The organism is Enterobacteriaceae bacterium ESL0689, from assembly GCA_029433525.1.
GTDB lineage: Bacteria > Pseudomonadota > Gammaproteobacteria > Enterobacterales > Enterobacteriaceae > JAQTIF01.
The window spans coordinates 439759-453994 of record JAQTIF010000001.1; the positions used below are offsets into that span (position 1 = coordinate 439759).

At 49.7% G+C, this 14236-nt stretch carries 13 protein-coding genes and 2 pseudogenes; 4 read left to right on the top strand and 11 right to left on the bottom strand.

Annotation, left to right across the window (positions count from 1 at the left end):
• Positions 1-17: 17 nt before the first annotated feature.
• On the bottom strand, positions 18-1469 hold the full coding sequence (gene rmuC, locus PT300_02160; GenBank protein ID MDF7679480.1) for a DNA recombination protein RmuC: 1452 nt from the start codon (positions 1467-1469) through the stop codon (positions 18-20).
• 137 nt (positions 1470-1606) lie between these two features.
• Positions 1607-2368 carry a uridine phosphorylase gene (gene udp / locus PT300_02165; GenBank protein MDF7679481.1) on the bottom strand — a complete coding sequence of 254 codons (762 nt, stop codon included), beginning with the start codon at positions 2366-2368 and terminating at the stop codon, positions 1607-1609.
• 296 nt (positions 2369-2664) lie between these two features.
• Between udp and metR the strand changes: the two genes are divergently transcribed.
• Positions 2665-3600, top strand: a complete 936-nt coding sequence (gene metR / locus PT300_02170; protein MDF7679482.1) for an HTH-type transcriptional regulator MetR — start codon at positions 2665-2667, stop codon at positions 3598-3600.
• On the opposite strand, the gene PT300_02175 is transcribed toward metR, so the two are convergent.
• The 8 genes and pseudogenes from PT300_02175 to PT300_02210 all read right to left on the bottom strand — a co-directional run bounded on the left by PT300_02175 (position 3506) and on the right by PT300_02210 (position 10822).
• Positions 3506-4405 carry a carboxylate/amino acid/amine transporter gene (locus tag PT300_02175; GenBank protein MDF7679483.1) on the bottom strand — a complete coding sequence of 300 codons (900 nt, stop codon included), beginning with the start codon at positions 4403-4405 and terminating at the stop codon, positions 3506-3508. The two genes, metR and PT300_02175, sit on opposite strands and share 95 nt — an antisense overlap.
• An 84-nt stretch (positions 4406-4489) precedes the next feature.
• The gene (gene yigL / locus PT300_02180) at positions 4490-5293 is read right to left on the bottom strand and encodes a sugar/pyridoxal phosphate phosphatase YigL (GenBank protein ID MDF7679484.1); all 804 of its coding nucleotides are present in this window, start codon (positions 5291-5293) and stop codon (positions 4490-4492) included.
• A gap of 14 nt (positions 5294-5307) precedes the next feature.
• Positions 5308-6330, bottom strand: a complete 1023-nt coding sequence (gene pldB / locus PT300_02185) for a lysophospholipase L2 (protein ID MDF7679485.1) — start codon at positions 6328-6330, stop codon at positions 5308-5310.
• An 89-nt stretch (positions 6331-6419) separates the two neighbouring features.
• Positions 6420-7037: a threonine export protein RhtC gene (gene rhtC, locus PT300_02190; protein ID MDF7679486.1), complete on the bottom strand. Its 618-nt coding sequence runs from the start codon at positions 7035-7037 to the stop codon at positions 6420-6422.
• A gap of 65 nt (positions 7038-7102) precedes the next feature.
• Positions 7103-8929 carry an ATP-dependent DNA helicase RecQ gene (recQ, locus tag PT300_02195; GenBank protein ID MDF7679487.1) on the bottom strand — a complete coding sequence of 609 codons (1827 nt, stop codon included), beginning with the start codon at positions 8927-8929 and terminating at the stop codon, positions 7103-7105.
• 190 nt (positions 8930-9119) lie between these two features.
• A complete protein-coding gene (gene corA, locus PT300_02200; protein MDF7679488.1) occupies positions 9120-10070 on the bottom strand; it encodes a magnesium/cobalt transporter CorA in 951 nt (316 codons plus the stop codon).
• A 147-nt stretch (positions 10071-10217) separates the two neighbouring features.
• Positions 10218-10274, bottom strand: a complete 57-nt coding sequence (gene ysgD / locus PT300_02205; GenBank protein ID MDF7679489.1) for a YsgD/CorL family protein — start codon at positions 10272-10274, stop codon at positions 10218-10220.
• 116 nt (positions 10275-10390) lie between these two features.
• Positions 10391-10822 (bottom strand): annotated as a pseudogene (locus PT300_02210) (integrase core domain-containing protein).
• A 348-nt stretch (positions 10823-11170) separates the two neighbouring features.
• Here PT300_02210 and PT300_02215 point away from each other — a divergent pair.
• Positions 11171-11305: pseudogene (locus PT300_02215) on the top strand (site-specific integrase).
• A 179-nt stretch (positions 11306-11484) separates the two neighbouring features.
• Here the strand turns inward: PT300_02215 and cpxP are convergent.
• The gene (cpxP, locus tag PT300_02220; protein ID MDF7679490.1) at positions 11485-11985 is read right to left on the bottom strand and encodes a cell-envelope stress modulator CpxP; all 501 of its coding nucleotides are present in this window, start codon (positions 11983-11985) and stop codon (positions 11485-11487) included.
• A gap of 143 nt (positions 11986-12128) precedes the next feature.
• On the opposite strand from cpxP, the gene cpxR reads away from it, so the two are divergent.
• Both cpxR and cpxA read left to right on the top strand, forming a co-directional pair.
• On the top strand, positions 12129-12827 hold the full coding sequence (cpxR, locus tag PT300_02225; GenBank protein ID MDF7679491.1) for an envelope stress response regulator transcription factor CpxR: 699 nt from the start codon (positions 12129-12131) through the stop codon (positions 12825-12827).
• A complete protein-coding gene (cpxA, locus tag PT300_02230) occupies positions 12824-14197 on the top strand; it encodes an envelope stress sensor histidine kinase CpxA (GenBank protein ID MDF7679492.1) in 1374 nt (457 codons plus the stop codon). Before cpxR ends, cpxA begins: the two co-directional genes overlap by 4 nt.
• Positions 14198-14236: the final 39 nt, after the last annotated feature.

Genomic DNA, 14236 nt, shown 5'->3' on the forward strand with positions numbered 1-14236 from the left:
ATGATTCAGCATCACTGTTATGGCTTGTCTGATATATCATCAGATGCTGAAGAAGAGTGTAATTCGCTATTTTCCTGCCCATTTTTATTTTTATCGGGATAATATCCACTACCTTGTTCCGTAGATCGCGCAATTAAATCAGGATTAATTCTGCGTTTTACCTCAACACCGAGGTTGCGGAATGCCTCTGCCTGGATCAACAGATTGCCACGTCCGGAAGTGAGCTTTTTCATTGCCTGACGATAGTTATCCTGTGCTTTATCGAGACTTTGTCCGATATCAGACATATCATCAATGAACAGGCGTATTTTGTCATATAGACGACCTGCACGCTCAGCGATATCTTGTGCATTGCGGCTTTGGTGTTCATAGCGCCAGAGATTGGCGATGGTACGCAGTGCCACCAGTAGCGTGGTTGGGCTGACCAGCATAATATTATGCTGTAATGCTTCGCTAATCAGATCAGGCTGTCTATCTATTGCCAGCAGAAAAGCGGGCTCTAGCGGAATAAACATCAAGACATAATCAAGGGATTGCAAGCCAGAAAGCTGTTGATAGTCCTTGCGACCCAGCTGGCGGATATGGTTGCGCACTGCGACGATATGTTCCCGTAATGCCTCTTCACGAGTAGGGTCATCTTCCCCGGCATTAAAATAGCGTTCATAAGCCACCAGGGTCATTTTGGCGTCAATCACCACATCTTTTCCTTGAGGAAGACGCACAATAACGTCAGGCTGCATACGCGAACGGTTTTCGGTTTCTATACTGACCTGAGTCTGATACTCATAGCCTTCCCGTAAACCGGAAGCTTCGAGGACGTGCGCTAAAACCACCTCTCCCCAGTTACCCTGCGTTTTATTATTGCCTTTTAATGCCCGGGTCAGATTCAGTGCTTCCTGAGCCATTCTGGCATTAAGCTGCTGCAGGTTACGCAGTTCATGCTCCAGGGTATGCCGTTCCCGTGACTCCTGAGCAAAGCTCTCCTGTACCTGACGACGGAAACCATCCAGTTGTTCACGCAATGGCGTCAGCAAGGTGTGTAAACTCTGACGGTTTTGTTCATCCACCCGACGATTGTTGTGCTCAAAAATACGGTTAGCCAGATTTTCAAACTGCTCATTCAGACGCTGCTCACTATTGACCATCTGACGAATTTTATCTTCCGCATGTAACTGCGTCGCTTCCAGACGGGTAGTCGCTTCACGCAGATCCGCCTCCAGAGCGCTATTGATTGCCCGCAGATTACGCAGTTCGTTATTCAGCGATTCACACTCATCACGCCAGCCATTTTGCTGGGCGAGCTGTTGACGTGCGGCACTTAGCGCAATATCCAGATCACGCTGCTCTTCCATCAGAGCAGAACGAATTTGCCAGGATCTTGATTTGGCCAGTAACCAGCCTACTATCAGCCCCACCACCAGCCCCACCATCAATGCCAAAAAAGAACTTATTATCAGTGAGATATCCACCTGCTCTCCCGGGATTATCAACGCTTAATCTAAAGTAGAATTGTGCTGTACAAACGTCCAGTTGAAAAGATATTTTCTGGGAGATATTACGCAAAAAAAGCCGGATATTTTCCGGCTCAGTGTAAAAAAACGCACAGTTACAGCAGGCGACGCGCAGCTTCGACAACAATTTTTACTGCATGATTCTCGGTTTGTTTTATCGTTTCGATATTCGGTATTTCCTGTTGGGTACGATTCACGATCACGCCGGCAATCATTCCAGCACGCAATCCCTGGCTGGCACACATTGTCAGAAGTGTCGCCGACTCCATTTCGTAGTTCATGACGCCCATTGACTGCCACTGTTTCATCGACCCCTGAAAACGGCTGACCACACGGCCAGAGAAGGTATCATAACGCTCCTGCCCCGGGTAAAAAGTATCCGATGAAGCAGTAACACCAATATGGGGAGTCACGCCGGTCGATTTCGCGGCTTCCACCAGGGCGGTGGTACAGGCAAAGTCAGCGACGGCAGGATATTCCATCGGGGCAAAATGTAAGCTCGCACCATCAAGACGCACAGAAGCTGTCGTCACCAAAATATCCCCGACCTGAATATGTGGCTGAATCGCGCCTGTTGTGCCAATACGCAGGAAAGTACGAATTCCCAGCTGTGCCAGTTCTTCAACGGCAATTGACGTTGACGGACCGCCAATTCCGGTCGAGCAAATAATGATCGGTTTTCCCGCCAGCTCTGCACGCCAGGAGGTAAATTCACGATGTGATGCCAGTTTTACTGGCTTATCCATGAGTGCCGCGATCTTTTCTACACGTTCAGGATCACCAGGAACAATAGCAAGTTGAGCTCCTTGTAAATCTTTTTTGGTGAGGCCAAGATGAAAAACATCAGATTGAGACATAAAAATTCCTCTACAGGCTGAATGATAAGAAAAGACCCAGCCCATCTAACTTATTAATTTAGAATTGTAATAACAATCACCTGTGATAAATATTATGGCAACTACATTCTGTCATTATGAGTGTTATATCACATTAACCAACAGGGTATCTGTCTGCCATTAATGACAATACACCGGGTATCTCTGTCAGTAAAACATCATTATATTTAGACGTCCAGATGTTTACACATCCACAATGTGAAGGTACTGTATCGTTCTCAAGCATTCATGCCTGGTTCCGGGGTGAAAAAATTTTTATGATTGAAATTAAACACCTGAAAACGCTGCAAGCACTGCGTGACAGCGGATCGCTGGCGGGTGCCGCGGCCATTGTCCATCAAACCCAGTCTGCGTTATCCCACCAGTTCCGCGATCTGGAACAACGGCTTGGCTTTCGTCTGTTTGTACGTAAAAGTCAGCCACTGTGCTTTACACCACAAGGGGAGATCCTCCTCCAGCTCGCCACCCAGATCCTGCCGCAAATTCATCACGCGTTGCAAAACTGTCGCCAGCCGCAACGGACTCGTCTGCGTATTGCTATTGAGTGTCATAGCTGTATTCAATGGCTGACGCCTGCGCTGGCGAATTTCCGTTATCACTGGCCACACATCGAAGTGGATTTTCAGTCTGGCGTCACCTTTGATCCTCAACCGGCCTTGCAACAAAATGAACTGGATCTGGTGATGACATCCGATATCCTGCCAGGCTGTCCTTTGCATTATTCGCCTCTATTTGACTTTGAAATGCGGCTGGTGGTGGCGCCACAGCATCCGCTGGCCACCAGGGCGACTATCGCACCAGAAGATCTGGCCACTGAACTGCTGCTGATTTACCCGGTACAGCACCATCGCCTCGATATCTGGCGACACTTCCTGCAACCCGCCGGGATCACCCCGCAATTAAAAAGCGTTGATAATACGCTGTTGCTCATTCAGATGGCCGCCGCACAGATGGGTATTGCCGCGCTGCCACATTGGGTGGTAGAAAACGCGGAACGCCAGGGTCTGGTGGTCACTAAAACCCTGGGCGCAGGATTATGGCGTCGGTTGTACGCTGCGGTACGCGATGGCGAGCAGCATCAGCCTGCAATCGAAGCATTTATTCGCTTAGCACGGGAGCACGCCCGCGATCATTTGCCATTTGTGCGGTGTGCGGCGCGATCCAACGGCGATGAACCCATAGCGAAAGCATGATCACCACCGCACCGCTAATAAAGCTCGGCCAGTGGGGTCGTTGCTGCCAGATAACAAAATTGACCAGCAGCCCGGCAGGAACGTGCATATTATTCATGATCCCCAGCGTCCCCGCGTCTACTTTCGTGGCACCATAATTCCACATAAAATAGCCCAGCCCCGAGGCCACAACGCCAAGCCATACCAGCACACCCCACTGCACCGGGGTGGTGGGGAGTTTCTGCGAAGAACCTAGTGTCAGCCAGGCAATGACGGCGACCAGTAACGCGCCCAGATAAAACCAGGCAAAAGCATTGTATTGTGGCATCGGACGCAATTCCATCAGACGCTTATACCCCACCATCCCAATCGCAAAACTGATATTTGATAACTGAACTAATAATAGTCCGGTCCAGAAATGCTCACTAACCTGATCATAACGAATAATCGCCGCTCCCAGTACCGCCAGACCGGCACTTAACAAATAGCCCCAGCGTAATTTATGACCACGCAGTAAATCGTAAATCAGGGTGATATAGAGCGGTGTTAATACCGTAAACAACAGAAATTCGGAGACCGTTAGATACATATAAGCACGGAACGCCAGCAGATACATGATGCCAAGCTGTATGGCACCGACCAGTATGTAAGCGATGAGCGTCGATAATGACTGACCACGAGTGCGTAAAAATGGCAGGAACATCAGCGCGGCCAGGCCTACACGTATCAGTACGGAAAAGTAGCTATCCACACTGCCAGCCAGGTATTCACCAATTAAGCTAAAAGAAAAAGCCCACAGAATGGTAGTAATGATTAATAACGCCACAATGAATACTCATCAGGAAAAAGAGCACCCATTGTAGCGAAGAGCTAAGTTGACATCTGACTAACTAATAATCAGTCGTCAATTTTATTCACTCAGATAGAGTTTACGTAGATAATGCGGCACCGCGTCATCCGTATTGCTGCCGATGACTTCCAGGTGTGGATATTGATCTTTCAGGCGCTGATGGGCTCCCGCCATAATACATCCCTTGCCTGCCATAGAGAGCATCTCCGCATCATTCATACCATCACCAAAAGCAATGCAATCCTGCAAACTGTGGCCCAGTATTTTAGCGACGGCTTCCAGTGCATGCCCTTTCGACACCCCTCCCGCCATAACCTCAAGGCAGGAGAGTGTTGAAAAACTGGCATTCACACGCGTGCCCCAACGGGCATTGATTTTCTCTTCCAGAGCCAGCAGATGTTGATGATCTTCACTGATAAAAAAGACTTTACTGACCTGCTGCGGTTCAAGATCCGCCGGGCTAAATAACTGGTAGTTAAATACTGCCTCTTTAAAAAAATCTAACTCCTGTGGGCGAGGACGGTTGATGTACCATTGCTCTTCGCGATAAACATTGGTGAAGATCAACGGATCATGATACACAATAGCGAACAGATCAGCGGCGATATCGCTGTCGAGATGATGGGCAAAGATCAGATCCCCTTCACTATTGTGTACGCATGCACCATTAGAAGTAATCATGTAAGATTTAATGGCCAGATTATCGCGGATCTGCCCAACATCCACATAGTGGCGACCAGTAGCAAAAACAAAATGAATCCCCCGGTCTGTGAGCTGTTTCAGCGTCTTTTTGGCATAAGGTGTTAAACAGTGATCGGGGGAAAGCAACGTGCCATCCAGGTCAGATGCGACAACCTGATACATATCAATATTCACCTCTAAACAGAACGACGAGCAGGGTTGTCGGCTTCATCGTGTCGATTAAAAAAGTCAACAATGGCAGTGAGTGCCATAGCGCGCATGGCGTCCTTTTCCAAAAGAATCTCATGGTATGCGCCCTTTACCACCTGTGGTTTACTCCCTTCACAAGGATGACCAGCGGCGGCGCGTAGCGCGCAATAGCGATCATGCATACGGTTATCGACCAGGCGCTCATTCTCTGCCTGCAGTAACAGAACGGGTGTCGTCTCTTTCGCAACGCCAGCCAGCACAACTTCACCGGCGAAAACACTTTCCTGAAGCCAGTGCCAGGTTGGGCCACCAATGCGGATCTGCGGATCGTCTGTGTAAAACGCTCTGTTTCGATAATAACGTTGACGGCTGTGAGTCATCATATTGACAAAAAAAGGCCATCCCCGCCAGTGACCCGTACCGAAGGCATACTTTTCCCGCATTTGCGGGTGATTTTCTGCCCAGCGCAGTATCGCGCGCACCATGCGGGGCGGAAGCAGGAACCTAATCCCGAACATCGGCGCGCAGAGTGCTATCGCATCACAATGCTGTGGATAACGCTGTAAAAATAGCGTCGCGATAGCCCCCCCCATCGAATGCGCGAGAATAAACCGTTTCCGCCAGGGGCCTGAAGCGATCTGCTGCTGCCAGAATAACGCCAGATCATCAACATAATCACTAAAACACGCCACATGCCCACGTTGCGTGTCTGCTAATAGTCGTCCGGAATATCCCTGACCCCGGTGATCGATAATCACCACATCGAAATGGCAATGAAATAAGTCGTAGGCCAGCTCTGTATATTTGACATAACTTTCCTTCCGCCCAGGGCAAATGACGACAACCCGATCATGATCACTGGCACGAAATCGAATAAAATGTACCGGAAGATTATCTGTGCCATTAAATATGTCTTCTTCCCGTCGCTGCCAGAAATCGTGCAATGCGCCGTGAGTAAAAGCGGAAAACGTATTTTCTCGCGTGAGCCAATCCTGTTGCTGCTGAAACATTTAATTTATGCCTCTTCCTGATACCGAAGTTATACCCTGATGATATATCTGCGCCGACAGCTCCTCATGATATAGTCACTGATGATGGATTAACGCGAGATAATTAGATGAATACCAAAACCGGTAAACAGCGTTCCGGCAATGCCATCAATCCATCGGGCCATACGTCGATAACCACGACGCATCGGAGGAAGTGCAAACAGACTGGCTACAATACTAAACCAGACAAATGTTTCAATAATAATCAGCAGGAAAATACCCCAGCGTTCCCCCGCGCCGATAGTGTCACCAACAAATAATGAGAACACCGACCCAAAATAGATAATCGCTTTGGGATTAGAGAGATTGGTCAATAATCCTCTGATAAAACGATGACCGCTATTATGCGCCAGTGCCACCTGTGTTGTGGTTACCGTGCTTTTCTGTAGCGCGCTACGCAGCATCTGATAGCCCATCCAGCACAAATACACCCCTCCGCCAACCATAATAATGGTGTGCAACCAGGCCATCTTTTCGATGATTAAATGCAGGCCGAGCAGGGCAACACCCGCCCAGACCATAACGCCACAGGTAATCCCCAGCACCCCCATCATCGCTTCCTGACGACAACGACTGACTGCCGTTTGGGAAACAAAGAAAAAATCCGGGCCGGGGCTCATCAGTGCCACCATATGCACCAGTGCCACGGTGAAAAAAAGCATTAACATAATTCGCTCCCAGATAATAGCGCCAACAATACCGCCATTATCGTGACACTTTTTTCTTTAGCTGGCTACTCATCTTCGCCATCGATATGCGCCCGGATACGCGCCATAAATGCCTTACCAAAACGCTCCAGCTTACGGGTTCCAACACCATTGATACTGAGCATCTCACTCGCGGTTACCGGTAACTGTTCCGCCATTTCGATCAGTGTCGCGTCATTAAATACGACGTAGGGAGGGATATTCTCATCATCAGCAATCGTTTTACGCAACTGACGCAATCTGGCAAATAGCTTGCGATCGTAGTTGCCAGCAAACGATTTTGGCATGATCTTCGGCTTCAGCGAAACAATCCGCGGTACAGCCAGTTGCAATGGTATCTCGCCACGTAACACCGGACGCGCCGCCTCCGTTAATTGCAGTGCCGAATAGCAGGCGATATTTTGCGTCACCAGCCCCAGATGAATTAACTGGCGGATCACACTCACCCAATATTCATGGCTGTATTCACGGCCAATACCATATACGGGTAACTTATCATGCTCCATCTCACGAATACGCTGATTATTCGCTCCGCGCAGCACTTCGACCACATAACCCATCCCAAACCGTTGCTTAACCCGGTAAATGGTTGACAGCGCCTTTTGTGCATCCAGTAAACCATCATACTGTTTTGGCGGATCGAGGCAGATATCGCAGTTACCACACGCCGTCTGACGTCCCTCACCAAAATAGTTCAGCAATACCAGACGTCGACAGGTTTGCGCCTCAGCAAAAGCGCCCATCGCGTTGAGTTTATGACGTTCAATATCCTGCAATGGCCCGGCAGATTTCTCCTCGAGACAGCGACGCAACCAGGCCATATCAGCCGGATCATAGAACAATATCGCTTCTGCGGGCAGCCCGTCACGGCCAGCACGCCCGGTTTCCTGGTAGTAAGATTCGATATTGCGCGGAATGTCAAAATGCACCACGAAACGTACGTTAGGTTTATTAATTCCCATCCCGAAAGCAACAGTGGCGACAACAAGCTGCAGATCATCACGCTGAAACTTTTCCTGTACCCCAGCGCGCAGGGTGTTTTCCAGCCCAGCGTGATAAGCCGCAACGCTCATACCGCGATTTTGCAAACGGGCGGCAATATCCTCCACTTTTGCCCGGCTGTTACAGTAAATAATGCCCGATTTACCGCGCTGTCCCTGGATATAACGCAGGAGTTGATCGAAGGGCTTGAATTTCTCCATCAGCATATAGCGGATATTCGGACGATCAAAACTGCTGATTTGTATCAGGGGATCAATCAGTCCTAACTGTCGAATGATATCACTGCGGGTGGTCTCATCGGCGGTGGCGGTTAGCGCCATAAATGGAATTTGCGGCAACCGCTGGCGCAACTGGCCGAGAGCGGCATATTCCGGGCGGAAATCATGCCCCCATTGCGAAATACAGTGCGCTTCATCCACCGCTAGCATAGACAAAGCCCAGCCACTGAGATGCTCAAGGAAGTTATCCAGCATCAAACGTTCAGGAGCGATATACAGCAAACGAATTTGCCCGCGACGACAGTCGGCCATGACTTGCTGTTGTTGCTCTCGGCTCTGTGTTGAGTTAAGGCAAGCCGCTGGCACACCATTGGCCAGTAACTGATCGACCTGATCTTTCATGAGCGAAATCAATGGCGATACCACCACCGTCAGCCCCCCTGTTACCAGGGCGGGCACCTGGTAGCACAGTGATTTACCCCCACCGGTAGGCATAATCACCAGGCAATCGCGACCACTAAGTGCTGTCTCAATAATGGTTTGCTGGCCTGGGCGAAATTGCTGGTAGCCGAAAGTTTCCTGTAAAACTCGCTTTGCCAGCAACATTTTATTTAATGCTTGCGCCTGCGCCACATTGACTCCATCTGACCGAAAGAAAACAGGCGCTATTTTCAGCGCCCACGCCACAGAGTGCAATCATTAAAACGGACTATCACGAGTCGCTGCCCACAATGACTGACGATGTTTCACTTCCAGCCACGATTTTATCGCGCAACATTCACCACGCTGGCATCGGTGACCGATCAGGGGGGAAGCTGTCAGGCTACAACCACTTTTTACGTTTAAAGTAGAGATACGGTGCCAGACCAGCGAGCATCATCAGCATGACGGCCCCCGGATAGCCCAGGCGCCAGTGTAATTCCGGCATAAATTCGAAGTTCATCCCATAGCTGGAAGCCACCAGCGTCGGCGGCAGGAATATCACTGAAACAACCGAGAAAATTTTAATGATGCGGTTCTGTTCAATATTAATAAATCCCATCGCCGCCTGCATCAGGAAGTTGACTTTCTGGAACAACGATTCGTTGTGTGGTAACAGCGATTCGATATCGCGCAGGATCTCCCGTGCCTGCTCCAGCTGTCCAGCCGGCAAACGGGCTTTGCGGACCAGAAAGTTTAACGCACGCTGGGTATCCATCAGACACAAACGGACTTTCCAGCCAATATCCTCCTGTGCAGCAAGCGTCGAAAGTGCTTCATCAAACGCATCGCCCTGCTGGCCTTCCATAATCACGCGACTAAGTTGCTCAAGATCGCTGTAGATACTTTCGATTTTATCCGCCAGCTGTTCAATTTTAGTTTCAAATAAATCAAGCAACAGTTCATAAGCGTTACCATCAACCAGTAACTGGTTACGTACACGCATACGGTACAGACGAAAGGCTGTCACTTCGCGCTCACGCAGGGTAAACAACCGTCCTTCGCGAAGGGTAAATGCTACCGTGGAATTTCCCGCATGATCATCCGCGTCTTCAAAAAAGAAAAAAGAGTGGATATGTAAGCCATTTTCATCTTCGAAGAAACGCGCTGATGCTTCAATATCTTCCAGTTCCAGGCTGGTTGCCAGGTTCTGTCCTAACTCTACCTGCACACGATATCGTTCTTCATCATCAGGCGCGACCAAATCCACCCAAATCGAGCTCGCAAGATGATCGATATCCCCCGCTTCAAGACGTGTTAAACGGTTATGTTCCAGTTGAAATGCACTCAGCATCGCCAGGCCCCCAGATAAAAATTACCGGACGTTGGTTTGGGCACACTGAAAATTTTTTATTTTCAGACCATGATGTCTGACTCTGAGCGACAGGAAAGGTAAAACGTCGCTGACAACCGCTAAGGCTATCAGCACAGGAGGAAAGCCTTAGCGGTTATTCCTGATGGACAGGAAGGTGAGCCAGTATCTACTGGGTGTGTCCAAGGCAATCGTCCTCTTATTTATAATACTGGCCGCATGGTACGCCAGAGCTAAAACCGCGTCAACAAAGCAACTGTTTTATCCGGTAAGTGTCAAGACAGTTGTCACCCCTGTTTAATTTAAACTGCCTGTTTTTCCCGTTCCGGATTTAATGTCACCTGGCCCTCCGGCTGCCAGTTTCTTGTCTTCCCTGACCCGCGCTCCGGATGCGCTTTCTGTGCCTGACGATACAGCTCATCACGCTGTTTCAGCAGAGCCCTGTCTTCACCACGATGCCGTTCTGCGGGCGTGACATAACGTATTCCGCTGTGACGATGCTCTTCGTTATACCAGCGGGTCAATTTCTCCACCCATTCCCGGGCTGCTTCCAGTATTGCGAACCCCGATGACGGCCACTGTGGCACATACTTCAGCGTCCGGAACAGCGATTCCACATACGCATTATCATTACTTACCCGTGGCCGGCTGTGCGACGGCGTGATATTCAGCTCATGCAGCTTCACCTGCAGCGTCTGTGATTTCATCGCCGCACCATTGTCCGCATGCAGGACCCGCTCCCTCTTCAGTTGTTTAATCTCTTTCTGGCTCTGCTTCAGGGCTGCTTTATCTTCCGGCGCAGATGTCTGTAAAAAGGCCTGCTTCCACTGCGTCAGTTGTTCCGGATACAGGCCTTTTTTACGGCAGTATGCTGCTTCTTCTCCACCTCAGAAAGCGTGGCGGTTTCCACGATGGCGGCGAAGCGGGCTTCCGCAGGCCACTGTTCACTATTTTTGTCTGCTCCGGGTACGGGTTTTCCCTCTGATTTGGCCTGATTACGCCAGTTATATTCTTTTCATTTGTCACTCCATAGCCCTCAGACTGATTTTTCAGAGGGAGTGACAACTATCCTGACACTGAGGGGGAGCCTTATTGCGTTACAGCAAATTCTGGGGCACGCCAGCATACAACAGACGATGGTTTATGCTCACCTGGCCCCCGATTACCTGCAACACGCAGTAACGTTAAACCCTCTCGGCGGCGGGCTGGCGGCGTGACAATGTTGTCTACATCCGTAACGCTATATTCTTCTTGTAACTGCTTATCGCTGTTGTAAGAAGGATTGATTTATAAGGGATTTTTTCTAAGTAACCGACAAAAAAAACCCTCCATTAAGGAGGGGAAGACAGGGATGGTGTCTATGGCAAGGAAAAATACATTAACAACTCTGTGTTTACTACCTGGTTTCCATGAGGTTGTCGTTCGCTGACAACATCGTGGCGGAATTTTCTTGCGTCATCATTTTACGCAGTCGATTCATACACTGCTGATGCTCCCTATTGAGAACAGATTGCTGTTCCGGCGTTAACTGGTAGTACATATAATTGCGAATCTTCGCCAGTTCTACCTGCCCGGCAATTTGCTTCTGGGCTATCTTATTGACCTGATCACGTACCGCTATCTCATCAAAATCTTCTGCGGTAACAAGACGATACATAGCCTCTGCTTCGCTGATATTAATATGCCACCTTGTACGGTGTACTCGCTGCATCAAATCGCGTAACTTCTGACGTTGATGTTCGGTTAAGCTTACACCATCGAATATGTCATCCTGACCGCTGCATTGCGTTCTGTCGTCCCCCATAAGCCAGTTATTACTAGCCTGAGCGACCGGAACAGACAGATTGAGCATCAACATCGAGGCAATGATGACGGCAGTAATAACATTGCACATCATTTCCCCAGCGCTTCTTATCGTGATTCGATGTAAATCAGTCTACAATCCAGGCTGCAAATATGCGTCAGGGGGTGTAAAACAACGTAAATTCATGGATTAGCGCGCGTTGATGACGTACTTTCTGCCTCGGAGGTTTCTAAACGATGAATAAAATCCTGTTAGTTGATGATGACCGGGAACTCACGGCTTTATTAAAAGAGTTACTCGATTTGGAAGGGTTTAATGTGCTGCTGGCGCATGATGGAGAGCAGGCACTGGCCCTTATGGATGAAAGTATTGATTTGCTTTTGCTTGATGTCATGATGCCAAAGAAAAACGGTATCGATACGCTGAAAGAATTACGTCAGACCCACCAGACACCTGTTATTATGTTAACGGCGCGTGGTAGCGAGCTGGATCGGGTGCTCGGTCTTGAATTAGGGGCGGATGATTATTTACCGAAACCCTTTAATGATCGTGAACTGGTGGCGCGTATCCGTGCTATTTTGCGGCGCTCATACTGGAGTGAACAACAACAAACGACCGATGTCGGTTCATCGACGCTGGAGGTTGATGCATTGAGTCTGAATCCGGGTCGCCAGGAGGCTAATTTTGATGGTCAAACGCTGGAACTGACCGGTACGGAGTTCACACTACTCTATCTGCTGGCACAACACCTTGGGCAGGTGGTATCCCGTGAACATCTGAGCCAGGAGGTGCTTGGCAAACGGCTGACGCCTTTTGACCGCGCTATCGATATGCATATTTCTAATCTACGGCGTAAGCTGCCAGAGCGCAAAGATGGTCATCCGTGGTTTAAGACACTACGTGGTCGCGGTTATCTGATGGTCTCAGCTTCATGATCGGAAGTTTAACGGCTCGCATATTCGCTATTTTCTGGCTCACTCTGGCACTGGTGCTTATGCTGGTGTTAATGCTGCCTAAGCTGGATATGCGCAAGATGACTGAATTGCTGGAAAGTGAGCAGCGTCAGGGTATCATGATTGAACAACACGTTGAGGCAGAACTCGCTACCAATCCACCCAACGATCTGATGTGGTGGCGTCGTCTGTCGCACGCGATTGAAAAATGGGCCCCCCCCGGGCAACGTTTACTGCTGGTCACCAGTGAAGGGCGTATCATCGGTGCGGAACGCAATGAGATGCAGATTATTCGTAACTTTATCGGTCAATCCGATAATGCCGAACATCCGCAAAAGAAAAGCTATGGTCGTCTGGAAATGGTCGGCCCTTTCTTCGTCAGAGATGGCGAAGACAGCTACCAGCTCTATATGATTCGCCCTGCCAGTACCTCACAATCAGATTTTATCAACTTACTGTTTGATCGCCCGTTATTACTGCTGATGGTCACGATGCTGGTCAGCTCCCCCCTGCTGCTATGGCTTGCATGGAGTCTGGCCAAACCCGCACGTAAGTTGAAAAATGCGGCCGATGAAGTGGCACAGGGGAATCTGCGCCAGCATCCTGAACTGGAAGCTGGTCCCCAGGAATTTGTCGCTACGGGAGCCAGTTTTAACCAGATGGTGACTGCACTGGAACGCATGATGACCAGCCAGCAACGTTTGTTGTCCGATATTTCCCACGAAGTACGCACACCACTTACCCGCTTGCAGCTCGGCGTCGCCTTACTACGCCGCCGCAGTGGTGAGAGTAATGAGCTTGAACGTATCGGCACCGAAGCTCAGCGCCTGGACAGCATGATCAACGATCTGCTGGTGATGTCGCGCAATCAGGCAAGCAGTGCCCTGATGAGTAAAACGATAAAAGCCAGTCAGTTATGGGAGGAAGTGCTGGATAATGCGGCATTCGAAGCGGAGCAGGTAGGGAAGCTTTTCACCGTCGCCTATCCACCCGCCCCCTGGCCACTGTATGGTAATGCCAATACACTGGAGAGTGCGCTGGAAAATATCATCCGCAACGCGCTACGTTACTCGCATAACAGGATTGAGGTCAGCTTCTCGGTCGATAAAAGCGGCATTACCGTCAACGTCGATGATGACGGGCCGGGTGTCAGCAAAGAAGATCGTGAGCAGATATTCCGACCCTTTTATCGTACTGATGAGGCCCGGGATCGGGAGTCCGGCGGTACAGGGCTGGGACTGGCGATTGTCGAAGCGGCAATACAACAGCACCGTGGCTGGGTCAAAGCAGATGACAGTCCGTTAGGCGGTTTGCGGCTGACGCTCTGGCTGCCGTTGTACAAACGTACCTGATACGACGCAAACAGGGCGGCGTGCGCGAGTGTCACCCGC